This is a genomic window from Paenibacillus ottowii (genome assembly GCF_050516475.1).
Classification (GTDB): Bacteria; Bacillota; Bacilli; order Paenibacillales; family Paenibacillaceae; genus Paenibacillus; species Paenibacillus ottowii.
In genome coordinates, this window is the sequence record NZ_CP191577.1 from 2303293 (window position 1) to 2328785 (window position 25493).

Genomic DNA, 25493 nt, shown 5'->3' on the forward strand with positions numbered 1-25493 from the left:
TCTCACCCCTGGCCTCCCTTCACCCGTTTCCGCTTGAACATCTCTTTAAACAGCAGAACGAGGAACTGGGAATCCTCAATCAGATATCTTTTCCACAATCGTTTAGGCTCCTGAGACAATCTCCAAAACCATTCAAATCCTGTCTTCTGCATCAGCTCCGGTGCTCTCTTTACATTTCCTGACAGAAAATCAAAGGTCGCTCCTACCCCAATCGAAATCGGAGCGCGGTAAGTCTCATAATATCTGTAAATCCATTTTTCCTGCTTCGGCGCTCCTACACCTACAAAAACGATGTCTGGACGAGCCTCTTGAAGCAACTGGATAATGTATCTATTCTCCTCTTCGTTTTTCTCAAAACCATAAGAGGGAGAATAGCAGCCCACCACATTCATGTTCGGATAGGATTCCTGGAGATTGCGCATAGCCTTCTCAGGAATACCGTCAGCTGCACCCAGAAAAAACAAACGGTAGCCTCGATCCTCAAAAGCCTCTCCAAGCCGGGTGAACAAATCGGACCCTGACACCTTTTGTTTGAGGGGCTTTTTCAGTAGCTTAGATGCCCAAATGATAGGCATTCCATCGGCCACTACGGCTCCGGCATCCGAATATACCTTGCGGAATTCATCATCCTTGCGAAGCTTGATCACATGATCGACATTACAGGTCAAAATGTAGGAATGACGCTGATGCTCAATAGAAGTATCTATAAATTCGAGTAGATCATTAAAATCATAATTATCAAAGTTGACATCGAACATGTTCACTCTGCTCATCGTATCACTTCTCTTTGCGAAAATCGGTTTGAGTAGATGTCTGGTATAACGCGTTCAAATACCAGCAAAACGGGATAATCATCTGAACCGTCGACAACGTATTATCTGAAAACGAGTAGATCAGAAACCCTGCAATTAAACTTGCAAAATAAGGTTTGATAGACTTGGCAAGTGACCGGTAAATAAGAGCGAACACGATCAGCAATGAAAGCATTAATAGCCCGCAACCGATATATCCGGTGTCAAAATAAAAGCGTATATACTCGTTATGCGGTACAACAAAGCCATTGAATAACGTCCCGTCGTTCGCAACCGTTACCGCGCCAAGACCTCTTCCTGACCAAGGGTAATCATGTACTCTGTTCAAAAAATATTCCCATGCCTCCGAGCGTCCCGACAGGTCAATGCCTGTATCGGTCTCCCGTTCGAAGGAGCGTTTTTTTAAATTGTTCCATTGCAGGGCCACCGCCCCCAGAGCAACCAAAAACGATCCGGCCAGCGGTAGCAAATAATTGACTTTTCCCTTGAGGTACTGACGGGCAATATCAAACAGGTACACAGCAAGCATTAATAACAACGCCAGAATCGGCCCACGTGTACCGGTGGTGATTAAAATTAGAAAGTTCAGTGCCAATACTGTGTAATAAAAGGTAGCTTGCTTAGGTTTGCGCTTGATCTCAATCAGAGAGACAGCAATTCCGAGAAAGGAGAGCATTGCCAAATGCGGCGGTATATTCGCTCCTTGTACTCTGACTGCGCCCGTAAATTCCACATCTGTAAAGGAATGCAACCCTAAAACCTGCAAACCTAATCCTATGACCACACTAATAATCGGCAACAGGCTGATCAGTCGAATATGCTTTTCCGCCACATCTTTTTTCCACTGGATCAGTAAAAAAAAGAAGGGAAGAGATAGTCCCACGAACGCCTTGACGGCAATCGAGGTCGTTAACAAAGGCAGCCATGCCGAAAATCCAAATGTAATCCCCAGCATGATCACCAATGCCCAGACCGGATAGCTAAACTTGAGACGAATGCCATATACGAGCATGCATGGCACTAGCAGAGCCAAAATGCCCAATTTGTACAATGACAAGATCTCAATGCCAAACACGCCACCCTGGTACAGAGAATCGACCGAGACCGCTGTGCTTAGCAACACTGCATAGCTGATGCGCTCAGGATGATGGATAGATACAGCCAACAAAAGCAGTAAGCATACCGCAGCAATACTGACCACAGGTTGATAGGTAGCTGCAATTCCTACAGCAAGAGCGCCCAGTAGAAAAATAAAAACATGCTGTATGGTGTTTATTCTAGAAGTCCAAGGATAGTTACTCATGTTCAATTTTTCACCCCGCAGCTGACTCGCTTTTCCGGTTGCGCAGTGTATCCAGCGTTCCGCGGATATTTTCAAGCCTGCACCGGTTCAACAGCTTCCTGCCCTCAGTACGTGCCAGCAGGGAATCCACCATGATGTATAATGCTTTGGCTGCCACTTTTGCCATCAGCATCGCGTTCCCGCGCAGACCTGCGGCCTGAGCAGCGTTAGACATGCCTTGACAATAGTAGCGGTTCATAATCCATTCTCTTGTTAAGCGTGAAGCGGGAACAAAATGTTCTACAGCCATGTTCGGATGATACATAATCGTTCCACCGTTTTTACGGATTTGCTCGAACACCCACGATTCTTCGCCAGATAGTAGGATATCTCCCTTTCTGCCCAAGTGGAGCGGGAACATGACGGCGGCGAAAGCTGTTTTGCGCATAGCCATATTCGCTCCAAATGGATTCAGCCCCGCCGGATATTCACGGACGGATTTCCCCAGATCAATAATCGTGTAAGGCAGTTCAAGCGGACCCGTCAACCAGCTCGGCCGTTCCGTCTCAAACTTAGGATCAATTTTCCCACCCATAGCCGTCAGCTCGGGATTGTTCCCAAAGGCCGACATAATCGTTTGCAGCCATGTAACACACGGAATTGCATCATCATCCAGAAAAGCAATGACGTCTGCTTTTGATAACGTAATGCCGGCATTACGAGCAGCAGACAGTCCTTGTTCGCGCTCATAATGATACCGAAGATGAATATCTTGGCCATGTGCAACGGTAAATCTTTTGATCGTTGCTGCTGTATGATCGGTGGATCGGTTATCGACCACAATGATCTCAGCCAGTGCAAGGTCTTCCAGCTTCAGCAGAGACATTAACGTTTTCTCCAGCAGGTCCGCCCGGTTATAGGTGCAAATAACGACGGACACTGCGGGACTTCGCTTAAATGCATCCATCAGTAAGCATCCTTGGAGAACAGCATTTTAACGCCTGTTTTCATGATGATTTTCAGATCGAGCCACGTATTGCGAACATGAATATATTTCAAATCCATTTGCACCATTTCTTCGAAGCCTACACTGTTACGCGCGCTCACCTGCCAGTAACCCGTACATCCTGGGGTTACAATCAGGCGCTGCTTGTCATAATCGGAGTATTGCTCAACCTCGCTGGGCAACGGCGGCCGCGGACCAACTAAAGTCATGTCTCCAACCAACACGTTCCACAGCTGCGGAATCTCATCAATACTCGTCTTGCGCAGAAAACTGCCAACTTTCGTGATCCGAGGATCGTTCTTAATTTTGAACATGGCGCCGCTCACTTCATTCAGCTCCATCAAGTCCTTTTTCAATTCCTCGGCATTGGACACCATTGAACGGAATTTATACATATTGAATAACTTCTCATTCTTGCCCACCCGAATTTGCTTGAAAAATACGCTTCCCTTTGGGTCTTCAAGCTTAATCAGAATGCTCACCACTGCAAAAAGCGGAAGCAAAACGATTAAGCCCACGAAAGACAGCAGCACATCAAGGAGACGTTTTGTGACCAGGTAGGACGTTTTATCCTGAATTTGTGTATTTCCGTATGGCATGTAAAACGCTTTACCTGACATGACAGCCTCGCCATCCTCCGGTAAATTTTCCATGCTCATGCTGACGTACCTCCTCTCAACCCACTGTGGTTGCTTTCTCGGTCTTTTTTAGCCATTCATTCATAGCCTCCATAACCGGATACTTCAAATCATCACTGGCAAGTGCAAATTCAAGAGTGGTTAAAATATATCCAAGACGTTCACCTACGTCATAACGTGTGCCTTCAAAGTCATAAGCGTATACACGTTCACTCTGATTCAGCTTTTGGATCGCATCCGTCAACTGAATTTCGCCGCCAGCTCCTTTTTCCTGAAGATCAAGATATTTGAAAATTTTCGGCGAGAACACATAACGACCCATAATAGCCAAATCGGATGGTGCTGTGCCTGGAGCCGGTTTTTCAATAAAATTATTCACTCGGTACAATCGTCCGTCCTGCTGATCCGGTTCAATGATGCCGTACCGGTTCGTAAATTCCTGTGGTACCCGCTGAACGCCGATAACAGAATTTTGTGTTTCTTCATATTGATCCATCAGCTGGCGCAGGCAAGGTGTCTGACCTGTTACGATATCGTCACCCAGCAGCACACCAAATGGCTCGTCCCCGATAAAGCGTCTTGCGCACCATACCGCATGTCCAAGACCTTTAGGTTCTTTCTGACGAATGTAATGGATTTCCACTCCAGAAGAACGCTGTACTTCCTCCAGAAGCTTCAGCTTACCGTCCTCAAGCAGTTTGGATTCCAGCTCAAATGCGTTGTCAAAGTGGTCCTCTATGGCACGTTTCCCTTTACCCGTAACGATAATAATGTCCTCGATACCAGAGGCAATCGCTTCTTCCACGATATATTGAATCGTAGGTTTATTGATAATTGGAAGCATTTCCTTAGGCATTGCCTTGGTGGCAGGGAGGAAGCGCGTTCCCAATCCTGCTGCTGGAATAATGGCCTTCTTCACTTTTTTCATCATCGCACTCATTCTCCTTGCTTCATCGAATTTTGGCGTTGCTTACTTCACCTGATTCATCACAATTCCAACCAGCGTCGCACTGGCCTGCTCCATGAGTTGCTTTGTTTTGCGTAGATCTTCCCGCTTGGTCCGGCCATGCTTGGCCACGAGAATCACACCATCCGTCAAGCCTGCAACCAGGCGGGCATCTGTATAATTCAGCGCTGGCGCCGAATCGAGCAAGATGATGTCATATTCACGTTTAAGCTCTTCCAACAGCTCTGCCATGCGTTCGCTACCAAGCAGATCTGCCGCGTTATACAGACTGTCCCCACCGGGAATAACCGATAGCTCCAGTCCACCATGCCTAACGATAGATTTGGAAGAAGCCCCACCGCGCAAATAAGCCGATAGACCCCCGGTATTCTCCATTCCGAATATCTCGTGCAGCGCTGGCTTATGCAGATTGCAATCCACCAGGGCTACCTTTTTGCCTTCTTGAGCAAAGGAAACTCCGATGTTGGCAATCAGTGTTGTTTTCCCCGCTCCGCTTTCCGGCGAGGTTAGCAAAAGAACCGTCCCACGGTCCTTTTGTCCAATCACCTGCTGCCGGATGTATGTACGGAGGGATCGAAATGATTCCGAGATATACGATGATGGATTACTTTCTGTAATCAACATGTCATTCAATCGCAGCATATTTACGCTCCCCTACCCGTTCTTTGGAATTTCCGGCCACTCCATCGATGTCCTTCTTGCGAATGAAAGGAATCGATGCAATTACCGGAATGCCGATGTCTGCATCCGCTTCTTTTTCCGTGCGCAGCGTGCCGTTAATGCTTTCCAGGAACACAATCGTGCCCAGCGCAATCATGAGCGATACGAGAAAACTAATCGCAATATTCATGAGCGGATTCCCATTAATCGGGTCAGGATTGGCCTGCGGGTCCGCTTCATTTAAAATTTTGACATTATTCAATTCCATCAATCCCGGAACCGTCTGCACGAATTTCTGGGTTACTGCATTTACAACCGCTGCGGCCTGAGAATAACTACCCGCTTCAAACGTCAAGCCGATCACCTGACTTTTATCCGAGGATTTAATCTGCAGCTTTTCTGCCAGCTTTTGCGACGTCAAATGGAACTCAGGATGAGTCGCTACCACAGCGTCCATAATTTTAGGTGAAGTGAGAATTTGCTTGTAGCTTTCCACCAAATTAAGACTTGTGTTGACGTCATTCAGATTGTTACTCCCCTGCTTGGCGGAAATATGATTAACCAGCAGTTGGCTTGAAGCGGAGTAGACTGGCTTTACGACATTGTCACTCACAATGTAAGTCGTTACACATGAGAGAATGACAAAAATCGCAATCAGCCACAATCTTTTTTTGATCAGGACTAAATAATCCAAAATGGTTTTCTCCACAAAAATCCTCCCTCCCATACAATTTCTCTTCTTATTTTAAGTATGATCTAATTGTAACAATCCGTTGTATGAACGACATGGAACCGAACGGCACTTTCTCCCTCACTACAGGGGAAGGGGGATGTATACTTTTGGACACGGCATGGTATACTTTTGTACCATACTTTGTCGATTATGGAAAAACGAAAGAAAAAAAAGCCTTAAAACCACCAGTTTTGGTGATTTTAAGGCCTTTTCTACTTATCCCATACCAGTCGAATATGAAATTATTGCGTTGCATATGGGGTTAGCGCATCATCATATTGGTTGGCTCGTATTTCGCTAGACCAATCGCATTCGCATATAATGCTGCCTGCGTACGATCTGCCAATCGCAGCTTGGCCAAGATCTGACTAACATGCTTTTTGACGGTGAACTCACTGATGAATAGCCGGGATGCTATTTCACGGTTGCAAGCCCCTTGCCCCAGCTCAACCAGCACTTCCTTTTCCTTGGGTGTCAGGTCGTCCGTGAGATTGCCTGCATCTTCACGCAGTTTATTTTCGAGAATAGCCGGATCATAATATTTGCGTCCTTTGTTGACAAGATGAATCGCGTAAATTAATTCCTCAGGCAAAGCCTCCTTAAGTACATAACCGTCCACAGAGGCTTCCTCCGCTTTCAGAAAATCTTCACGTGTTGCAGAAGAGGTCAGTAAAATAAATTTGCTTTTGAACCCGCGTCCGCGCGCTATCTTGATAATATCCAGACCTGATTCATCAGCTAATTTCAAATCCAGCAGCACCAAATCCGGATCCGTTTCCTCGATCACTACAAGCGCTTCCTGTTGATTCTGGGCCTCTCCCGCGAACTGAACATTGGGCTGCATGGATATAACTGCAGCGAGTCCTTTCCGTACTAAAGGATGATCATCGACAATGACAATTTTCATGATTCGGCCTCCTGTCTACAGTTCAGGATTTGCATAATCCCTATGTATCCGATTGTTACCGCAGATTTTGTATTGCAGAATGTTCACACATTGTATTCAAGGATTTGCAAAATCCTCATTCATAAGCATTTACCGGAATGGACAATCGAATCTGTGTTCCTTCTCCGATTCGACTCGAAATATCAAATTCGCCTCCCATCGATTGAGCTAAATATTCCATATTCATCATGCCCAGGCCCCCGCCTGCACTGACCGCCTCACCTCCTGCTACCATTCTCGCCGTCTCAAATCCTACTCCGTCGTCATGAATAGACAGTCTAATCACTTGGGGCGTCAATTTTAACTTCACATCAATTCGCTTGGCCAATCCATGACGGATTGCGTTCCCCGCCGCTTCGGAAATGATGCGGAACAAAGCCTTTTGGTACAAATACGGAAGTGAATAATGATCACCATGGATGTCAAAATCAATTTGTACATGGTTCAGCTTGGAGAGTGTATGCAAATGACTTTTCACTGACCCCAACCAAGTTGAGCCTCCGCTTTTTTTCGAGCTTAGACTATGAATTGCCCCTTTCAGCTCTCTAACCGCTTGGTTTGCAGATTGCTGAATTAAATCAATTTGTTCCTCCACCTGCTCCTTAGGCTGATGGCACCAAGTCTGCCGGAGAGAATGCGTTGCGTACACAATACCAAAAAGACTTTGTGAGACATTGTCATGCATTTCATTGGCAATCCGGTTCTGCTCATTCGTCACAATCAACTGATTCTCGATACGCTCCAGTTCATACCGCTCCAAAAACACAGCACTCAGCTCAGCTAGGAATATCAGTTGCTGTACGAGCCAGCGTCTCCCCGTCAAGCTTTGATCCGGTCCCAGCTTAAGGCCAATCGTCGCTACAAAGCGGGTCGTCATCGGTACAGTGATCATAAGGAAGTCGCCCCATTCCGGTAGATGTCGAAAGAATGGCTCGCGCTCTTCCCTGAACTCCTCCCGGTAATTCCCCAGTTCCTCAAATAGCTGCTCCTCTTCCTCTACTGTCCAGCCTGTCTGGCTGCTTGCCGGTGCATCCTCCTCCTGACTATCCAGCCAGAAAAATGCACGACTTTGCTTGGTTAGCTTGACAGTATAATCCGAGATGATCTGCCCCAGATTTAATGCCTCATTATGGCTGGCCGTCTCCATGATGTGGTAAATCGACTTGATATGATCCATCGTCTCATTGGCTTGATCTTTAGCCACCTTCAGTTCGTCCTTCATGACGCGAATAACTTGCATTGCCATCGTGGTTACGATCAATACCAGAAACAAATTAATGTTCTGCAATATAAGATCCCACAAAAAATATTGACCTGGTGTAAAAAAGATATAACAAAATGTGAGCACCAAACCGATATAAGAAAGTAGGAGCGTCCAGCTGTACCTCATAGATAGATGAGCACAAGCTACCAACATGGGAGTAATCACATACCATTTGAACGGGCTATTGATCCCTCCGGTCGGGAACAGCAGCAAAATAATCCCTGCCGTTTCTAGTGCAATACTACATTTCAATACCATATCATGAAGTCTGTATTTACGGTAAATCCAAGTAAAGGCTGTAACGGATAAAAATAGAAAAACAATCAGTAATAGCTTTTGCCATACCATTAATCTAGATGTTTCGAACAGAAAAACAAGTGATGTTAAAGATAAAGATACATAACGGTATAAAAAAATCATTTTGTCTTCTGCTGACTTCTTCAACTTCATCCTGTCACCCTATTCTGTGTTTTGAAGGGACGATGGGCATATTAGGTTTGTTTGTGTACTCTAAAAAATCATAACCAATCCAAAAATAAATAACAAGACATAAACTCTTACGTAAACGGTTACATTCCAAAAAATTTGGTACTTTTTATAACATATTTACCGTTTCAGGAAAACATTTTGGGGGTAATGTCAGAATTCATGACGTTTGTCAAGGTGATAAATCACATTTTTTTGATCAACCTGAAAAAAGGACTTGCTGGTACCGCCGTGACTATAACAGCGGTATTCAACAAGTCCTTTTTAGTGAATTTGGCGGTCTACCTTTTAGCCCCCGGTACGCGCCAATTCACGCATATTGGCTTCAAACGCTGCCAGTAGAGCTTCATCTCCGCTCAAACCGGTCGCCTCTTCTTTTTGGATCTGTTCAACCATACGCTTGTAATCCTTTGGAATCACCCGTACAAATTGATGAATCGCAGTCTGCCATTCATCCAAAATACGTTGACCAGCTTCACTACCTGTGTAAGTAACATGGCGCTGAATCATGCCGCGCAATTCCGCTTCTTCCGCAGGGTCTTCCACATCTTCCAGCAACACCATTTCCAGATTACAACGGCTTAGGAACGTTCCCTCTGGATCATAGACGTATGCAATACCTCCCGACATCCCGGCTCCAAAGTTCCGTCCGGTTCCACCCAGTACAGCTACACGTCCGCCCGTCATGTATTCGCAGCCGTGATCACCAACGCCCTCAACAACAATACGTGCGCCGGAGTTACGAACGGCAAAGCGCTCGCCTGCGATTCCGTTAATGTAAGCTTCACCGCTGGTCGCTCCATACAAGGCTGTATTTCCGATAATGATGTTCTCTTCTGCCTTAAAGGTCGCTTTGGGAGATTTCTTTACAATAACTTTACCGCCAGATAGACCTTTACCAACATAGTCATTGCTATCGCCTTCCACGCTCAGCGTGATGCCTTTCGGAATAAAGGCCCCGAAGCTTTGACCTGCCGATCCAATAAAGTTAAAGCGAATCGTATCCTCAGGCAGACCTGCCGCCCCATACTTACGTGTGACCTCGCTGCCCAGAATCGTACCTACTGCACGATTTACGTTGGTAATAGGCAAGGTCCCCTCAACAGGCGTTCCGCTCTCCAGTGCTTCCGCAGCCATCGGTACAAGCTTCAGCATATCTAGTGTTTCTTCCAGTCCGTGGTTTTGGCGCTGTACACGGTAACGTACACTTCCGTCTTCCAGCTCAGGAGCATGCAGCAGCAAGCTCAGGTCTACGCCTTTCTTCTTCCAGTGTGAATCAGCATTCACAGTATCCAGGCAATCCGAACGACCAATCATTTCTTGAATCGTACGGAATCCCAGCTCTGCCATAATTTCACGCACATCTTCTGCGATGAAGCGCATAAAATTCACCACATGGGCAGGGTCACCCATATAATTTTTGCGCAGCTCCGGATTTTGCGTAGCCACACCAACCGGGCAGGTATCCATTTGGCATACCCGCATCATAATACAGCCTAACGCCACGAGCGGCGCTGTGGAAAAGCCGTATTCTTCCGCACCCAACAGGGCAGCTACGACCAAATCACGTCCAGACAGCATTTTGCCATCTGTCTCCAATACCACGCGGTCGCGTAGGTTGTTCAGCATAAGCGTCTGATGCGTCTCAGCCAGCCCCAGCTCCCAAGGCATACCCGCATGGCGGATGGAGCCTTGCGGAGAAGCGCCTGTACCACCGTCATAACCGCTGACCAGAATAATGTCAGCACGGCCTTTGGCTACCCCTGTAGCAATGGTGCCTACGCCTACCTCTGATACCAGCTTTACGTTAATGTCAGCACGTGGATTGGCGTTTTTGAGATCGTAGATGAGCTCTGCCAAATCCTCGATAGAATAAATATCATGATGCGGCGGTGGCGAAATCAGGCCTACTCCCGGCGTTGAACCACGTACCTCGGCGACCCAAGGATACACCTTGCGTCCTGGCAGTTGCCCACCTTCGCCCGGCTTCGCGCCTTGCGCCATTTTGATCTGAATTTCGTCGGCATTCACCAGGTAGTTCGACGTTACACCAAATCGGCCAGAGGCCACCTGCTTGATCGAACTGCGGCGTGAATCACCATTAGCATCCGGGATGAAACGCGCAGGGTTCTCCCCGCCCTCGCCCGTGTTGCTCTTGCCGCCGATTCGATTCATCGCAATCGCCAAATCTTCATGCGCTTCCTGGCTAATAGAGCCGAAAGACATAGCCCCCGTTTTAAAGCGGCGCATAATCGATGCAGCAGATTCCACTTCATCCAGTGGCACAGGCTCACCAGCAGGCTTCAATTGAAGCATGGAGCGAATCGTCAAATACTGTTCAGATTCACCCTGTACCAGCTTGGCGTACTTCTTGTAAAGCTCGTAGTCTCCCGAGCGTACCGCCTGCTGGAGCAAATGCACTGTTTGCGGGTTAAACAAATGCTCTTCTCCATCGTTACGCCATTGGTATTCACCGCCCGAATCAAGCACCTTGTCGTTGCCGTCCTTATCCGTGAAAGCACGGTTATGGTGGGCCAGCGCTTCCATTGTCACTTCCTCCAGACCAATACCGCCGATACGGGAAGGGGTCCAGGTGAAATAACGGTCAACAAAATCCTGTTTCAGACCTACAGCCTCGAAAATTTGCGCTCCACGGTAGGATTGAATCGTGGAAATTCCCATTTTGGACAATATTTTAACGACACCCTTGGTGGCCGCTTTAATATAATTTTTAACTGCCTTTTCGTGTGAGATACCGCGCAGCAAGCCCTGTTGAATCATAACATCCAGCGTTTCAAACGCCAGATACGGATTAACCGCGCTCACACCGTAGCCCAGGAGCACCGCATAATGGTGAATATCCCTTGGCTCACCGGATTCCAGCAAAATGCTCACACGTGTGCGTGTACCCTGCTTAATCAGATGGTGATGCAGGCTGGAAACAGCCAGCAACGCCGGAATGGCTGCATTTTCCGCATCCACTCCACGGTCAGACAAAATCAGAATATTATGACCTTTGTCAATGACACGGTCGGCTGCCTCAAACAGTCCTTCCAGTGCTTGGTATAAGCCCTCAGCACCTTTCTTAGCTTCAAAGAAGATCGGAATGGTCATCGATTTGAAGCCAGGACGGTGTACGTGACGAATTTTGGCAAACTCTTCATTCGACAACACCGGCGAATCCAACCGAATCTGACGACAGCTCTCCGGTTCTGGGTGCAGTAAATTGCGCTCTGGTCCAATCGTCGTTGCAGTGGACGTTACGATCTCTTCACGAATAGCATCAATCGGCGGGTTGGTAACTTGAGCAAACATTTGTTTAAAGTAATTGTACAAACGTTGCGGACGGTCAGATAATACCGCCAGTGGAGCATCGTACCCCATTGAGCCAATCGGTTCCGCACCTGTAAGCGCCATCGGCTCCAGAAGTTTGCGCAGTTCTTCAAACGTGTAACCAAATGCGAGCTGCAGCTGATTTACATTTTCATGTTTCGGCTCTGGCTGCTCCAGTGCTTCAGGCAGATCATCCAGATCAATCAAATGCTCATCCAGCCACTGCTGATAAGGTTCTTCGGATGCGATACGTTCCTTTAACTCTTCATCAGAAACGATGCGGCCTTCTTGGGTATCCACCAGCAGCATACGCCCTGGACGGAGACGATCCTTATAAAGCACATTTTCAGGAGCAATATCCAATACGCCCGCCTCAGATGACAGTGCAATCAGATCATCCTTGGTCACATAGTAACGTGCAGGACGCAGACCGTTGCGGTCGAGAATGGCCCCGATTTGGATACCGTCTGTAAACGCCATCGCAGCAGGTCCGTCCCACGGCTCCATCAAAGTGCTGTGATATTCATAAAATGCCCGCTTCTTCGGGTCCATAGTTTCATGCTTGTTCCACGGCTCAGGCACCATCATCATGGCTACATGAGGAAGCGAACGTCCGCTCAGATACAGAAACTCCAGCGTATTATCAAACATGGCTGTATCCGAGCCATCTGGGTTGATGACTGGTTTAACCTTCTTGATGTCGCTGCCAAACGCTTCGCTTTCAAACTGTGTCTGACGTGCATGCATCCAGTTTACATTGCCGCGCATGGTATTAATTTCACCGTTGTGAATCATAAAACGATAAGGATGCGCACGATCCCAGCTCGGGAACGTATTCGTGCTAAAACGGGAATGGACCAGCGCGATCGCCGATGTCACCCGCTCATCCTGCAAATCCAAATAAAATTGCCCTACCTGCTCCGTTGTCAGCATTCCTTTGTATACAACCTTGCGACAGGACAAACTTGGAATATAGAACGACTCACCATTCTGATCCTCTTGGTTATAGCGAATAGCAAGCTCTGCACGTTTACGAATGACATACAGTTTTCGTTCAAAGTCCAGTTCTTTCTTCAAATCGCTACTGCGGCCGATGAATACCTGACGCACGCCAGGTTTGGCTGCTTTGGCCGATTTACCCAGCATTTCGTCATAGGTAGGAACATCGCGGAAGCCCAAACAGTTTTGACCTTCGTCCATAATGATGTCTCTAAGCTTCTGCTCATGCATTTCACGAACTTTTGGATCATTGGATACAAAAAGCATACCCACGCCGTAATGTCCGGCCTTTGGCAATTTGAAGCCCAATCGCTCCGCTTCCTCTTGAAAAAACAGATGAGGAACCTGAATCATGATCCCTGCTCCGTCACCGGAGTTTGGTTCACTTCCCTGACCGCCTCGATGCTCCATATTTACGAGCATGGTCAAAGCCTGACTGACAATATCGTGCGATGGTTTTCCCTTGATGTGGGCAACAAAGCCCATGCCGCAGGCATCTTTTTCGAATTGGGGATCATATAGTCCCTGTTTGGGTGGTAAACCTGTCTGTCTCATGGAACGCAACCTTTCTGTTATAAAGTCATGCTGGCCTGAAGTACAGGCGGCCGAATAGAAGACAGTGGCAACAAGAGGTAAAACAAAGAACAACTACGAGGAATGGGGGACAAAAACATAAGACGTGTTCAAGGCGGTACGGTCCGCCGAATACGCATGTTTTTCAATAATTATGCAATGGCTTGACTTGAAAAACACGTCGATTCCACTGATGAATCTAATTAGTTCTATCATTTTATCATTGACCTATAGTGTTAGCAATTCAAAGTTTTTATGGTTGTGATAATAAATCTTTTACATTACAGCAGCAACGTACCAATGCAAAAATATATCATTTTTATGTATAAATATTCATTAAAAAAATCAGCCTTTTCTATCCCTCCAAGGAACAGAAAAGGCTGACAAAGGAGATTTGATGAACCTACGGTCCATCAAGTGTATGCCTGCAAATTGACAATTCGTATTAAAATTCGAGACTTTCGCCTGGCTTCAATGCTTTCCCTTCAATACCTTCTTTATGAAGACGGTCACAGAAGCCATCTCCATCCTGCTCTATACCGGGGAAAGTATTGTAATGCACCGGTATCACGCGGCTTGCCCGCAGCCATTTCGCTGCCAATAAGGCATCCTCTGGTCCCATTGTATAACCATCACCGATCGGCAATACTGCGGCATCAATGGAGTTGGTTTCCCCGATAAGACGCATATCGCCAAACAAGCCAGTATCCCCTGCATGGAAAAATGTTTTGCCTCCCATGGTCAATAAAATCCCTGCTGGCTCTCCCATGTAGATCGTCTGTCCATTCACTGTCAAAGAGGAGCTGTGGAACGCCAGCGTAAATTTCACATGAAAACCGTCAAATTGGTGGCCACCACCCAGATTCATACCGTGAGCTTTGGTCCCCAAAGATGAACAATATTCAGCCAGTTCCGCCACCGCAATCACAGGGCAATCATTGCGCTTGGCAATGTCAACTGCATCCCCAAAATGATCGGCATGACCGTGTGTCAACAACACTGCATCGACCTGAATATCTTCGGCCTGTACGGTTGCTTTAGGATTACCTGTCAAAAAAGGATCGATAATAATCCGTTTTCCCTCTGCCTCCACCAAAACAACTGAATGTCCATAATATGTGATTTTCATAACATTTACGCCTCCTTTGTCACTTTCAATATTAAGATTATCTTCCTTTACCTATTATACCTATTTTGCATGCCAGCTTCACGCACACACTAAATACGTTCACGAAGCTGAACCCGTTGTTTAGAAAGGGCTGTTATTTGTCGCTTTTGGGATTTATGCAAAATACTCATTTATAAAAGGTATGATGACCGATTGTTTTTACCTTGGTACGCGAATGATGAACCGTAAGGTCCTGGGCCAACGTAAGCGAAAGGAAAAAACAGGTGTTATCAGGCACGGCTTTATGGCCATTCAAAGCAGCTGTAACTGCACGGATGCTGTCCTGATTAGGCTGAACACGACGAAGACGCCCGTTCGCAACCGGACTAAATTGCGCTTTTTGATAAATCACTGCCTGAATCGTATCGGGAAATGAGGCTGACCGCAGCCGGTTTAAGACAACGTTGGCAACTGCCACTTTGCCTTCGTACGGTTCGCCTTCTGCTTCTGCCATCACTATTTTTTGCAGCAGGAGCAGTTCTTTAGCGGAGACAGGATAGCTCCAGGTAGACAACGCCTTGTCGTTCTGAGTGAGCATTTTTGTCTTCGTAAAGTAGATGGTTGTAGGAGGGGTTAGGATTGCGGACTTGCTATGCTGGACCTCAGGCTTTTTCTTGCCTGTAACAGCGTTATTCCGAGCTTGTTCCACCTGCTTCATCTGGGAAGCGGGTAACGGAGTCGGCATGATTTCTTTCCAGCTTGGCTGCCCATGAGCAGCGACAAAGATGGGGCTTGTCCTGTTTGACCCGTTACGGGTCCCCATCCTGTCGCCATATGTAGGAACTGAAGTGTTCCCTGACCAACTCAGAGATTTCATAGGTGCATTTTTATGATTATTCTGTGTTTGCTCAACCTCAGCGTAGAGGCCTATCCCCAATATACAAACAAGCAGCACACTCAAAAGAGGTGCAAACCAACGATGTTCTTTAATAATTTCCATAATGTTCCTCCCGTTAACTTTAAGCACATTCCTCTGATATGTAACCCAAAATGCGCTTTTTGAATAACGCTGAAACACTATATCACTAAAATCGCTGATAGATCAAGGGTTTCACCTCATTAATGGGAATGTTTGAATTATTTGGTACATTGGTTTTTGCCCCATTCGTGTTGCATATAACACAAATTCCCCCACTTCCCATGGCTCGCCGCCTCGGTCATTTGACTGCCACACTGACGCTGAAACAGGCTCTTCTCCTGTATACGAACGCGCTACGGTAATATGGGGTCGATAAGGTCTTTCCTCGGGTTTAAACCCTAGCGGTTTGGTAGCCCGAAGTATGGATTGGAATAGCTGATCTAGCGATTCTCGCTGCCCGGTCACTCCTCTCCACAGTACACGCGGAAATTGTTCACGTCCAAAAAAGCCTGCCTCACCTATGCCGAGCGTGAACGGACGATGCTCAGCCGCAGCATGAGCTAGGGCCTGCTCAAGTTGTGGAATAACCGAGGTCGCCACATCACCCAGAAACTGTAGGGTCACGTGGTAATCTCTGAAGTCACTCCATTTGCGAAAAGACAAATGATTTAAATCCTGCTCCACCCAATGACGTAACTTCTTCTTGTGCTCGTTCGGCAAAGCTATCGCTGTAAAAAGCCTTTGCGATTCATTTTTCATCAACCTCTTCTCCTTTCTTATGAATATCCGTGGATATCCCAAAAAATAGCTGTTTGGTTGGTCCCTAATCAGGGTAAAGCCACTTGTTGTTATATATGATGACACCACAAGCTTGTTTCTACCCATTTTATGCAAATTTTCCGGCAATCTGTTATCCTTGAAGGGATGGTTCGCCAGAATATATTGGAAACTCCAAAGAATCAAACATCAAGGAGGCAATGAATCATGGGAAGCATTTTAAGTTTACATCAGCTGACGGAAGATCAAAAAAAACAGGTTCGTGCAGCGGCTCCAGGCTACGAGCTGATTATTAGCAAAGCCCAGGAATTGGAGTCTGAACAAATCCGTGAGGCCGAGGTTATTTTAGGCTGGTCCAAGCATATTGCCGAGGAGGCATTACATCCAGACAGCAAACTGAGATGGATACAAACCTGGTCGGCTGGGATTGATAAGCTGCCGCTTACCGAACTGGAAAAGCGCGACATTGCACTCACGAATACGAGCGGTGTGCATGCGATTCCAATCACGGAGCAGATCTTTGGAATGCTGCTATCGCATACCCGTTATTTACAGCAAGCAGCTCTCTTACAGCGTCAGAAAACATGGCAGCCACCGGAAGGTCAACTGACGGAATTACGTGGTAAAACGCTGCTGATTACAGGCGTTGGCGAAATCGGCCGTGAAACCGCCCGGATTGCAGAAGCCTTCGGCATGCGCGTGATCGGGGTTCGCCGTTCTGGCAAGGAAGCTCCCCATGTAGAACACATGTACACCAACGAACAATTGCATGAAGCATTGGGCGTTGCAGATATTGTGGTAAATATTTTGCCATTCACAGAAGAGACCCATCACTTTTTTGACGAAAAAGCATTTGCAGCTATGCGTAAAGGAGCCTTCTTCATTAATGTCGGTCGCGGCAAGACTGTTCATACAGATGCCCTGGTACGTTCACTGGAGCAGAAACATATTGCCTTTGCCGGGCTGGATGTATTCGAGGAAGAACCGCTACCTGCGTCACATCCACTATGGAGCCTGAAGCATGTGCTAATTACGCCGCATATTGCAGGGGATACAGATCGATATGCTGAACGAGCGGTGGACATTTTTCTTGCTAATTTAAAAGCCTATGCTACGGGTCAAAAGCTGCCGCTGAATTTGGTTAACTACAAAACTCAGTATTAACAACCTACTCACAGATCCAGATTTCCCGACTCATACCTGTCTTATGGATGCGGCATTGCTCCGTAACGGTCCAGCCTGACTCGGATAGCAATGTTGCCATCGGCTCCGTGCTCACGATCACTGCCCGCGCGGCCAGACGTCGCAGACTGCGCAGCATCCTTTTTTGTTCGTCAGAAGGGAGCACGGAGCACAGGTTATAGGGCATATCCAATATAGCTGCATCGTAAGTACCTGTGAGCATATTCATATCTCCGAGCTTCACCAGATTCTTTTCATATCCAAAATGACGTAAATTCACACGTGCCCCACGTACCGCCAACGGGTTGATATCACAGCCGCGAATATCCTTGCCCATACTCAATGCCTCAATTATTACATTGCCCATACCACAACATGGGTCCAGCAGTTTTAAGGGCCTTGATTTTCCCTTAGAGGCAGTTAGATCCGTTGCTGCCAAATTCACAAGTGTTCTAGCTACCAAAACGGGGAGTCCAGTAGAATAATTTTGCGGCTTCTGACGACGTTCCTGCCACGATCTGTCGCTATACTCGCACATACCCATTAGCCATCGTTCTCCTACCCGTATAACCCCAAGAGTGACATCCGGTGTCTTCATTTGCGCCTGCCCCTGAATACGTGCGCCAATCCGGCGTTCTATTCCGCGTCGTTCATCATAGTCGGCCTCATTGTCCCCTTCTTTTAAGCATAGCACCTTGAAGGTCTTTCCTTGCTCCAGCTGTAACATGGAAGCCGCTTCACATAGTTCCTCCAGCGTGTCCGCATTGATGATGATATCCAGACGAAGATGGATAAACGGGCTGACTCCCGGCTCCAGCCGAAGATGGGACAACAGCATGGAACTATGCATGGGCTCCTGACCAAATAAGCATTTTAGTTCCAAAAGACACAGCTCACGCTCGGTTTCATGACACGCATAGATATAGATGTAGCTTGATTTCATTTCACTCATATTCGTTTTGTGTTTATTCATGTTAGAATCTCTTTTCATCATTTCATTTGGAATCCAGACTGGAATTCACAGCCTCCGCTATTAGTCGGTAGGAAAGAAGCCGCTGCTCATAATCGGGAATGGGTGTGACCAGTAGAAACTCATTATTATCATATTTGATCTGCAAACTACGCAACTGATCAGCAATAACCGCTGGTGTCCCCACCAGCCAACTGGCTCGTATCGCCGGATCGCCTAATGAAATCTGAGCAGCCCATTGCTGCGCCAACTCATCCGTCAAAGCACATACTGCTCCTACAGCAACCATAGTACGCGGCTTGTCCATCGGGGTGGATGGCTGAAAGTGGGAGCGGTAAATGCTTAGCACTTCTTCCATTTGCTGCTCACTCATAAATTGGCCAAATACATAGCCTATTGAATACCTTGCAGCATATTCGGCACTTTTTCGGTTGGTACCCAGCATCCACAGTGCTGGCGGCTGTTCTGGCATTGGACGGGCAACCACAGGGGTCTGCTCATATTCATATGTGCCTTCCAATAAAGCCAATAGAGCTTCCATCTTCTGTGGCAGCTCGGTCACATGTTGGAGAAAATTGCCGCTTAGAGCCATCGAAGCATGAGGTCCCCCGCCAGGGGCCCTCCCCAAACCTAATTCGACTCTGCCCGGATATAAAGCGGCCAGCAGATGAAACCATTCGGCGACCTTGACTGGACTATAATGCGGGAGCAAAATAGCACCCGCCCCCAACTGGATTGTCCTCGTCACTGCCCCGATATGAGACAGCAGTACTTCTGGACTGGAGGAAGCCAGCCCCTCCATATCATGATGCTCGGAGGTCCAATAGCGTGTATATCCCCACGCTTCCGCCTGTCTCGCCAACTCCGCTGCCCATCGAACCGCTTGCTCCGGGCGGTTGCCGGGCAGCAGTGGTACCATATCAAGTACACCGAGATTCAACGATTTAATAGCTAAAGATTGAGGTTGCATCTACGCCTTCCCCCCTCACTTCTATCCATTCTCAACAAGTTTCTTCTACTATATAGGGTTAAATAAAAGTGTTAGTCCAGGTCATAAATGGAACCCACCTTCAGACCATATAACTCATTATAAATTTTTTCAGCAAAAGCATCGGTCATGCCTGCAATATAATCAATGACCATATGCTCCCATGTCCAGATCGGTTTTGCCTTGGCTTGGTCGCGCTCATAGCGCTGGAGCCAATCGGTTGGAATAATAGACTTGGATGTTTCAGGGTCCAGGAAAGCCAGCCATAACCGTCTGAGCATCCATTCACTGCGTTTTTGCAGACGCTGCACGCGCAGATCGCGGATCATGGTGACCCAAGCGAAGCTTTTTAACACACTCACCGTACGCAGCATATCCAAATCCTCGCTTCCATCCCGTACAAAGGTTACCTTTTTCCAGTTTCCATCATCAATTACACCTAAACTGCTGACAAACAGACTGACCCAGTATGCCTTCACCTCACGGCGGGTGCGAGAATAGTCGTGTTCGCAGATCGGCATCTTGCCATTCCACACCTTCAAAAATTCGCTCAGCACTGCTGCTACCTTCTGTTCAATCTCAGCCAGTTGCCAGCCTTGCCAGAAGCTATCCTCCAGCGTAGTGATCTTCTCCGTAATCAGACGAATTAAATATGGGTCATATAAGAAATGCTCGTGTACTTCAATTTTCCCTGCCTTAATCCCATCCTCCAGATCATGCGCTGAATAAGCAATATCGTCGCACAGGTCCATAAGCTGGGCCTCCAGCGTTTTTTTACCCTCAGGAATGCCCCAATCCTCACGGATCGAACGTATATATTCCCACTCATGCAGATACAACCCTTTTTTGTTCAAAATTCCTGGATACGGGTATTTGTTGATTCCGAGCAGCACCGCGTCCGACAAATTCAAACCATCCACATTTTCACGCTTCTCCAAAAACATAATCAGCCGAAAATTGTGCGCATTCCCTTCAAAATGCTCATAAATTTGTCGCTCACGCGCATAGGCCTCAAGTCCACGCTTGGACTCTGGCGTAAAGCCGCCAGCTGCGGATATCTTTTCGACCTTTGTCTCAATCAGTTGATCCAAAATCCCGTCCAGTACCTCTTCTCCCTTGTGCCCGAACGGTGGATGTCCAAAGTCATGTGCGATCGACGCACACTCCACCACCTCAGGGTCAATGATCAGTCCTGCGTTATCCGCCTGTTCCAACTCTACCTCTGGATGACGGCGCAGCAAGCTTCGTGCTGCCTCACGCGCAATTTGCGCTACCTCCAAAGAGTGTGTCAGCCGTGTGCGATAATAGTCGCCTGTACCTGCGCCAAATACTTGTGATTTACCCTGCAACCGACGAAAAGTCGGTGAATGAATCAATCGGGAATAATCCCGTTCATATGCTGCCCGTGAAGCGTCGCTTCGTGTCTGCTCCGCAAATTGCCGATGTTCTCTCTTGTTTTGCCATGTCATAAAGCCCACTCCCTACGTACTCAATTGGAGTGATTATACATTTTTTTCACGCCTCAGGAAAGTTTACATGACTTTCAGCAATGAAAAGTTATTTTTGGCGCCATTGCACAGACGGGTGATTTGCCGAAACAACGAGAAATATCATAATAAAAAGGTGTCCCTCCAGCCGCATATTCAGGCCAGGGAACACCTCAGAAAACGAAACCAAGTTCTAATGCTTTGCTTTCGGGTCCAAAACATCCCGCAGGCCATCCCCCATTAGGTTAAAGCCCAAAACAGTCAGCATAATGGATATACCCGGAAAAATAACCGTCCACGGCGCATTTTGGATATATTGCCGCGAATCGGACAACATTTTACCCCACTCAGGCTCAGGAGGTTGTGCACCCAAGCCGAGAAATCCGAGTGCTGCTGCTTCAATGATGGCCGTTCCAATCCCCAATGTTCCCTGTACGATGATCGGTGTCAGGCTATTAGGCAGAATATAACGGAGTATGATGCGCCGATTATTAGCCCCAAGCGCCCGCGCAGAAGTAATATACTCCTCCGTTTTAACACTCAGCACCTTGGAGCGAACCAAACGTCCATACGTAGGCACATTGACAATGGCAATGGCGTATAATGCATTTTCCAACGAAGGCCCGAGAATCGCTACAATAGCAATTGCCAGCAAAATACCCGGAAACGCCAGCAAGATGTCGAATAGGCGTGAGATGATCATATCAGCCCATTTCCCGTAAAAACCCGCGATTAATCCCAGAGCAGTTCCTACAATCATTGAACCAATAACGGACAAGAGACCGACCCATAACGAGATTCTGGCGCCATACAGCGTACGGGTCAGTAAATCTCGACCAAGATCATCGGTACCGAACCAATGCTCTACGGAAGGAGACTGCAAGCGGCTCACCAAATTTTGCTCTTTATAGTCAAAAGGAGCAATCCAGGGCGCGATCAAAGCAATGATGACAAAGAAGATAATAATGCCCAGACCGACTAAAGCCATCTTGTTGTGGCGAAAAGCTCTCCATGCATCTCTCCAAGGACCTGACACGACAGGCGAATACGCCAATGGACTGCGTGTCGCCGGTATGTTATTGGGTTGCATTGAAAATTGTGACATCGGACAACCTCCCCTCTGACCCATTGACGACTTGATTAATGATAATGGATACGCCGGTCGAGAACGGCATACAGCAAATCGACAATCAGATTAATGATGACGAACAGGAACGCAATGATCAAAATTCCGCTTTGGATAACCGGATAGTCCCGTGAGCTGATCGCTTCAAAAATGTACCGTCCAATGCCGGGCCAGGCAAATATGGTCTCTGTCAGTACGGCGCCCCCTAGTAGAGAGCCGGTCTGAAGACCGATGACAGTAAGTACGGGGATAGCGGCATTTTTAAGCGCATGTTTGTACACGACTTGAAAAGATGCCAGCCCCTTCGCCCGAGCGGTGCGGATATAGTCCGCATCCATCACCTCCAGCATGCTGGAACGGGTAATACGCGCTATGACCGCCATTGGAATCGTGCCCAGTGCGATACTGGGCAGGATCAAATGCTTGATGACGGTCCACACTTGGTCCATACGTCCACCTATGAACGCATCAATCACCGCTAAATGCGTCACAGCTTCCACTGGATCACGGGAATTCATGCGTCCGATGGAAGGGAGCCAATGCAGCTTATTAGCAAAGATCCACTGCTCCATCAAGCCCAGCCAAAAAATCGGCATCGATACTCCGACCAGGGCAATCACCATACTGACGTAGTCAAACCAGGAATTTCGCTTCCAGGCACTCACAATCCCTGCATTCATACCCACGACAACGGCAAAAAACATGCTTGCTACCGTCAACTCCAGCGTAGCCGCCAGATAAGGGACCATTTCCCGGGCAATCGGCTGCCTGGTGCGAATGGAATCACCCAAGTCCCCTCGTGCCAGCTCACTTAGATAGGTCCCATACTGCTGTAACCACGGCTTATCCAGCCCTAATTGCTCGCGCAGCGCCTGCTTGGACTGCTCCGTGGCCTTATCCCCCAGTATCGTTTCCGCCGGATCACCGGGAATAGCATGAATAATCGAAAACACGATAAGCGTCATACCCAGCAATACTGGAATCAATATAGCCAGCCTTTTTACAATATATGAGTTCATATACTATTCACCGCCTGCTTGCGTTTAGGCTATTCAAAATAAATATTACTGTACGATTCGGTGCCTGTTGGAGAAGGAACAAACCCTTTAAGATTAGTTTTCCCTGCCATTAAAGGTGTCGTGTGTACCAGTGGAATCCAGGGCGCATCTTTTTTGATGATTTCCTGCGCTTGCTTGTACAGCTCAGTACGTTTGTCCTGATCTACTTCCGTTTGAGCTTTTACTAGAATTTTATGCAGTTCCTCGTTCGCATAAAAACTGCGGTTATTACCTGGAATTGTATCCTTGTCCAATAGGGTGTACAGGAAGTTATCCGGATCGCCGTTGTCCCCGTTCCAGCCCAGCATGTACAAATCATCCTTCTCTCCAGCCTTAAGATCATCCAGATACGTAGCCCATTCCGGGGATTGAATGTTGACTTTGACGCCTATTTTCTCAAAATCCGCCTGAATGGCTTCTGCTACCTTTTTGCCGTCAGGCATGTATGGACGAGATACAGGCATGGCATAGAAGGTTAATGGCTCTGGAAGCCCGTTAGGGAAACCCGCTTCTGCCAGCAAAGATTTAGCCTTATTCAGATCATAGGCGTAGTCCTGAATGCCGTCATTGTATCCCCATAACGTAGGTGGCATCGGATTAACTGCTGGCTTGGCCTGGCCGGCAAATAATGCATCAATAATAGCTTGCTTGTTTACTGCGTGGTTCAATGCCTGCCGCACCTTGGGATTATCGAATGTCTTTTTCTTCAAATTAAACCCAATGTACGCAATATTGAAAGGTGGACGTTCAATTTTCACCAACTCACTGTTACCTTCTAACTGCTTCACATCATCCGGGTTCATATCTTCCATCAGATCAATTTCCCCATTTTGCAGCGCATTATATCGCGCAGTATTGTCGGGGATAGAGCGCACAATGACCTTAGCCAGCTTCGGCTGTCCCTTCTTCCAATAATTCGGATTTTTCTCCAGTGTAATGGAGTCATTCCGCTTCCATTCTTTAAATACAAACGGTCCTGTACCCACCGGATTGCTCTTGAAATCAGCCTTTTTCTCCTGCACAGCCTTGGGACTAGCAATCCCAAAGGAAGTCATAGCTAAATTTTGCAGAAAAGGAGCCTGCGGTTTATTTAATGTAAATTGAACGGTGCTGACATCTACTGCCTTGACCGATTTAATCACCCGACTTTTTTCGGAACCAAACATGGAGTCATAATAGTCAAATGAGTCTCCCTCATATTTATAGGGACTTCTCGTATTAGCCCAGCGCTCGAAGTTAAACACGACCGCCTCCGCATTAAAGTCAGTCCCGTCGTGGAATTTTACACCCTGCCGCAGTTTGAATGTATACACCAAACCATCTGGAGACACTTCCCAGCTCTCAGCTAATCCGGGTTGTACTGTGGTTGTACCGTCCTTGTACTCCAACAGGGAATCAAATACCTGATGTCCAATCTTTAGGGATTCGCTATCTGTTACAATGGCAGGATCCAGTGCCACGGAATCCCCACCACGCCCATAAATTAACGTGTCCTGCACGCCTTTCCCCGCTCCGCCTGGCGATTTTCCCGCCTCTGGTTTTGCACCTTTACCTGCTTCTCCACAACCGGAAAGCACCAAAACCGCTCCTAGCGCAAGTACCAGCAGTACCGTCCAGATGTTGTGTTTTGCGTATTTTTTGCCCATGCAGCAAGCCCCTTTCACACCTTATATATTGTTAATTCGTTGATACCAGATGAATACCAAATCCTATGGATTGGTATGACAAGCTTGTCCTCAAGCTGTAGTCCCAAGTTCCGAGTTCATCAAATAGGTGTAGTAGTAGGGAAAGTATAGGGGGTTCTGGACAGGCTTTTATCGTAAAATACTGGCAGAAGCACTCATAATCTAGTGGTGTAAGAGATGTAGTAGGAAAATTGAATAGATGTAATGTCATAAAAGGGAGGATTATGTTAGATCATGGAGAATGTGTGATATATACTTACAGATAGTGAATACTACTTTCAAAAATAGTTGATTATTGGATACTTTACTATAAAATCTGGAAGCAGGCAAGGGGGTTTTGCATACATTATAATATGTTTTTATGCACCATGTTAATTAACATCACAAATCAACTTACACGTTCATATCAAATAAAACTCCTGCTTGTGGTCGTAAACCTACAAGCAGGAGCTTGATCTTTCTCAAAGAAGTATTCATCACTAAACCTACAGACA

20 protein-coding genes are annotated in these 25493 nt (G+C 47.1%); 1 reads left to right on the forward strand and 19 read right to left on the reverse strand.

The window, feature by feature from the left end:
* Positions 1 to 2: 2 nt before the first annotated feature.
* The 13 genes from ACQQ6X_RS11040 to thpR all read right to left on the reverse strand — a co-directional run bounded on the left by ACQQ6X_RS11040 (position 3) and on the right by thpR (position 16485).
* The gene (locus ACQQ6X_RS11040; RefSeq protein WP_063207728.1) at positions 3 to 773 is read right to left on the reverse strand and encodes a WecB/TagA/CpsF family glycosyltransferase; all 771 of its coding nucleotides are present in this window, start codon (positions 771 to 773) and stop codon (positions 3 to 5) included.
* A 4-nt stretch (positions 774 to 777) separates the two neighbouring features.
* A complete protein-coding gene (locus tag ACQQ6X_RS11045) occupies positions 778 to 2115 on the reverse strand; it encodes an O-antigen ligase family protein (RefSeq protein ID WP_305165350.1) in 1338 nt (445 codons plus the stop codon).
* 10 nt (positions 2116 to 2125) lie between these two features.
* On the reverse strand, positions 2126 to 3061 hold the full coding sequence (locus ACQQ6X_RS11050; protein WP_305165351.1) for a glycosyltransferase: 936 nt from the start codon (positions 3059 to 3061) through the stop codon (positions 2126 to 2128).
* Positions 3061 to 3759, reverse strand: a complete 699-nt coding sequence (locus ACQQ6X_RS11055) for a sugar transferase (RefSeq protein WP_305165352.1) — start codon at positions 3757 to 3759, stop codon at positions 3061 to 3063. Before ACQQ6X_RS11055 ends, ACQQ6X_RS11050 begins: the two co-directional genes overlap by 1 nt.
* Before the next feature lie 16 nt (positions 3760 to 3775).
* On the reverse strand, positions 3776 to 4666 hold the full coding sequence (gene galU / locus ACQQ6X_RS11060) for a UTP--glucose-1-phosphate uridylyltransferase GalU (protein WP_187360703.1): 891 nt from the start codon (positions 4664 to 4666) through the stop codon (positions 3776 to 3778).
* 42 nt (positions 4667 to 4708) lie between these two features.
* The gene (locus ACQQ6X_RS11065; RefSeq protein WP_064795464.1) at positions 4709 to 5347 is read right to left on the reverse strand and encodes a CpsD/CapB family tyrosine-protein kinase; all 639 of its coding nucleotides are present in this window, start codon (positions 5345 to 5347) and stop codon (positions 4709 to 4711) included.
* On the reverse strand, positions 5331 to 6074 hold the full coding sequence (locus tag ACQQ6X_RS11070) for a YveK family protein (RefSeq protein ID WP_305165353.1): 744 nt from the start codon (positions 6072 to 6074) through the stop codon (positions 5331 to 5333). Before ACQQ6X_RS11070 ends, ACQQ6X_RS11065 begins: the two co-directional genes overlap by 17 nt.
* Positions 6075 to 6360: 286 nt before the next feature.
* Positions 6361 to 7005, reverse strand: a complete 645-nt coding sequence (locus ACQQ6X_RS11075; RefSeq protein WP_149035690.1) for a response regulator — start codon at positions 7003 to 7005, stop codon at positions 6361 to 6363.
* 115 nt (positions 7006 to 7120) lie between these two features.
* Positions 7121 to 8758 carry a sensor histidine kinase gene (locus tag ACQQ6X_RS11080; RefSeq protein WP_305165354.1) on the reverse strand — a complete coding sequence of 546 codons (1638 nt, stop codon included), beginning with the start codon at positions 8756 to 8758 and terminating at the stop codon, positions 7121 to 7123.
* Between the two features lie 324 nt (positions 8759 to 9082).
* Positions 9083 to 13681, reverse strand: a complete 4599-nt coding sequence (gltB, locus tag ACQQ6X_RS11085; RefSeq protein WP_305165355.1) for a glutamate synthase large subunit — start codon at positions 13679 to 13681, stop codon at positions 9083 to 9085.
* Positions 13682 to 14144: 463 nt separating this feature from the next.
* Positions 14145 to 14828: a metal-dependent hydrolase gene (locus ACQQ6X_RS11090; protein ID WP_063207697.1), complete on the reverse strand. Its 684-nt coding sequence runs from the start codon at positions 14826 to 14828 to the stop codon at positions 14145 to 14147.
* A 166-nt stretch (positions 14829 to 14994) separates the two neighbouring features.
* Positions 14995 to 15807: a cell wall hydrolase gene (locus ACQQ6X_RS11095; protein WP_305165356.1), complete on the reverse strand. Its 813-nt coding sequence runs from the start codon at positions 15805 to 15807 to the stop codon at positions 14995 to 14997.
* A gap of 111 nt (positions 15808 to 15918) precedes the next feature.
* Positions 15919 to 16485 (reverse strand): RNA 2',3'-cyclic phosphodiesterase, encoded by a 567-nt coding sequence (thpR, locus tag ACQQ6X_RS11100; protein ID WP_305165357.1) that lies wholly within the window; start codon positions 16483 to 16485, stop codon positions 15919 to 15921.
* Between the two features lie 225 nt (positions 16486 to 16710).
* On the opposite strand from thpR, the gene ACQQ6X_RS11105 reads away from it, so the two are divergent.
* The gene (locus ACQQ6X_RS11105) at positions 16711 to 17667 is read left to right on the forward strand and encodes a D-2-hydroxyacid dehydrogenase (RefSeq protein ID WP_305165358.1); all 957 of its coding nucleotides are present in this window, start codon (positions 16711 to 16713) and stop codon (positions 17665 to 17667) included.
* A gap of 4 nt (positions 17668 to 17671) precedes the next feature.
* On the opposite strand, the gene ACQQ6X_RS11110 is transcribed toward ACQQ6X_RS11105, so the two are convergent.
* From ACQQ6X_RS11110 to ACQQ6X_RS11135, 6 genes are all read right to left on the reverse strand, one after another.
* Positions 17672 to 18658 carry an RNA methyltransferase gene (locus ACQQ6X_RS11110; protein WP_305165359.1) on the reverse strand — a complete coding sequence of 329 codons (987 nt, stop codon included), beginning with the start codon at positions 18656 to 18658 and terminating at the stop codon, positions 17672 to 17674.
* A 22-nt stretch (positions 18659 to 18680) separates the two neighbouring features.
* Positions 18681 to 19625, reverse strand: a complete 945-nt coding sequence (locus ACQQ6X_RS11115; protein ID WP_305165360.1) for an MsnO8 family LLM class oxidoreductase — start codon at positions 19623 to 19625, stop codon at positions 18681 to 18683.
* 71 nt (positions 19626 to 19696) lie between these two features.
* The gene (locus ACQQ6X_RS11120) at positions 19697 to 21112 is read right to left on the reverse strand and encodes a deoxyguanosinetriphosphate triphosphohydrolase family protein (RefSeq protein ID WP_305165361.1); all 1416 of its coding nucleotides are present in this window, start codon (positions 21110 to 21112) and stop codon (positions 19697 to 19699) included.
* A 211-nt stretch (positions 21113 to 21323) separates the two neighbouring features.
* A complete protein-coding gene (gene nikC / locus ACQQ6X_RS11125; protein ID WP_305165362.1) occupies positions 21324 to 22235 on the reverse strand; it encodes a nickel transporter permease in 912 nt (303 codons plus the stop codon).
* Positions 22236 to 22270: 35 nt separating this feature from the next.
* On the reverse strand, positions 22271 to 23275 hold the full coding sequence (locus ACQQ6X_RS11130) for an ABC transporter permease (RefSeq protein ID WP_149035679.1): 1005 nt from the start codon (positions 23273 to 23275) through the stop codon (positions 22271 to 22273).
* A gap of 29 nt (positions 23276 to 23304) precedes the next feature.
* Positions 23305 to 24960 (reverse strand): ABC transporter substrate-binding protein, encoded by a 1656-nt coding sequence (locus ACQQ6X_RS11135; RefSeq protein WP_305165363.1) that lies wholly within the window; start codon positions 24958 to 24960, stop codon positions 23305 to 23307.
* Positions 24961 to 25493: the final 533 nt, after the last annotated feature.

Excerpts from the sequence above, each read along its gene's own strand:
- ACQQ6X_RS11080 (WP_305165354.1), bottom strand. The coding sequence starts at position 8,758 with ATGAAGTTGAAGAAGTCAGCAGAAGACAAAATGATTTTTTTATACCGT.
- nikC (WP_305165362.1), bottom strand. The coding sequence starts at position 22,235 with ATGTCACAATTTTCAATGCAACCCAATAACATACCGGCGACACGCAGT.
- ACQQ6X_RS11110 (WP_305165359.1), bottom strand. The coding sequence starts at position 18,658 with ATGAATAAACACAAAACGAATATGAGTGAAATGAAATCAAGCTACATC.
- ACQQ6X_RS11065 (WP_064795464.1), bottom strand. The coding sequence starts at position 5,347 with ATGCTGCGATTGAATGACATGTTGATTACAGAAAGTAATCCATCATCG.
- galU (WP_187360703.1), bottom strand. The coding sequence starts at position 4,666 with ATGAAAAAAGTGAAGAAGGCCATTATTCCAGCAGCAGGATTGGGAACG.
- thpR (WP_305165357.1), bottom strand. The coding sequence starts at position 16,485 with ATGAAAAATGAATCGCAAAGGCTTTTTACAGCGATAGCTTTGCCGAAC.
- ACQQ6X_RS11120 (WP_305165361.1), bottom strand. The coding sequence starts at position 21,112 with ATGACATGGCAAAACAAGAGAGAACATCGGCAATTTGCGGAGCAGACA.
- ACQQ6X_RS11055 (WP_305165352.1), bottom strand. The coding sequence starts at position 3,759 with ATGAGCATGGAAAATTTACCGGAGGATGGCGAGGCTGTCATGTCAGGT.
- ACQQ6X_RS11045 (WP_305165350.1), bottom strand. The coding sequence starts at position 2,115 with ATGAGTAACTATCCTTGGACTTCTAGAATAAACACCATACAGCATGTT.
- ACQQ6X_RS11115 (WP_305165360.1), bottom strand. The coding sequence starts at position 19,625 with ATGCAACCTCAATCTTTAGCTATTAAATCGTTGAATCTCGGTGTACTT.
- ACQQ6X_RS11050 (WP_305165351.1), bottom strand. The coding sequence starts at position 3,061 with ATGGATGCATTTAAGCGAAGTCCCGCAGTGTCCGTCGTTATTTGCACC.
- ACQQ6X_RS11130 (WP_149035679.1), bottom strand. The coding sequence starts at position 23,275 with ATGAACTCATATATTGTAAAAAGGCTGGCTATATTGATTCCAGTATTG.
- ACQQ6X_RS11095 (WP_305165356.1), bottom strand. The coding sequence starts at position 15,807 with ATGGAAATTATTAAAGAACATCGTTGGTTTGCACCTCTTTTGAGTGTG.
- ACQQ6X_RS11090 (WP_063207697.1), bottom strand. The coding sequence starts at position 14,828 with ATGAAAATCACATATTATGGACATTCAGTTGTTTTGGTGGAGGCAGAG.
- gltB (WP_305165355.1), bottom strand. The coding sequence starts at position 13,681 with ATGAGACAGACAGGTTTACCACCCAAACAGGGACTATATGATCCCCAA.
- ACQQ6X_RS11135 (WP_305165363.1), bottom strand. The coding sequence starts at position 24,960 with ATGGGCAAAAAATACGCAAAACACAACATCTGGACGGTACTGCTGGTA.
- ACQQ6X_RS11075 (WP_149035690.1), bottom strand. The coding sequence starts at position 7,005 with ATGAAAATTGTCATTGTCGATGATCATCCTTTAGTACGGAAAGGACTC.
- ACQQ6X_RS11105 (WP_305165358.1), top strand. The coding sequence starts at position 16,711 with ATGGGAAGCATTTTAAGTTTACATCAGCTGACGGAAGATCAAAAAAAA.
- ACQQ6X_RS11040 (WP_063207728.1), bottom strand. The coding sequence starts at position 773 with ATGAGCAGAGTGAACATGTTCGATGTCAACTTTGATAATTATGATTTT.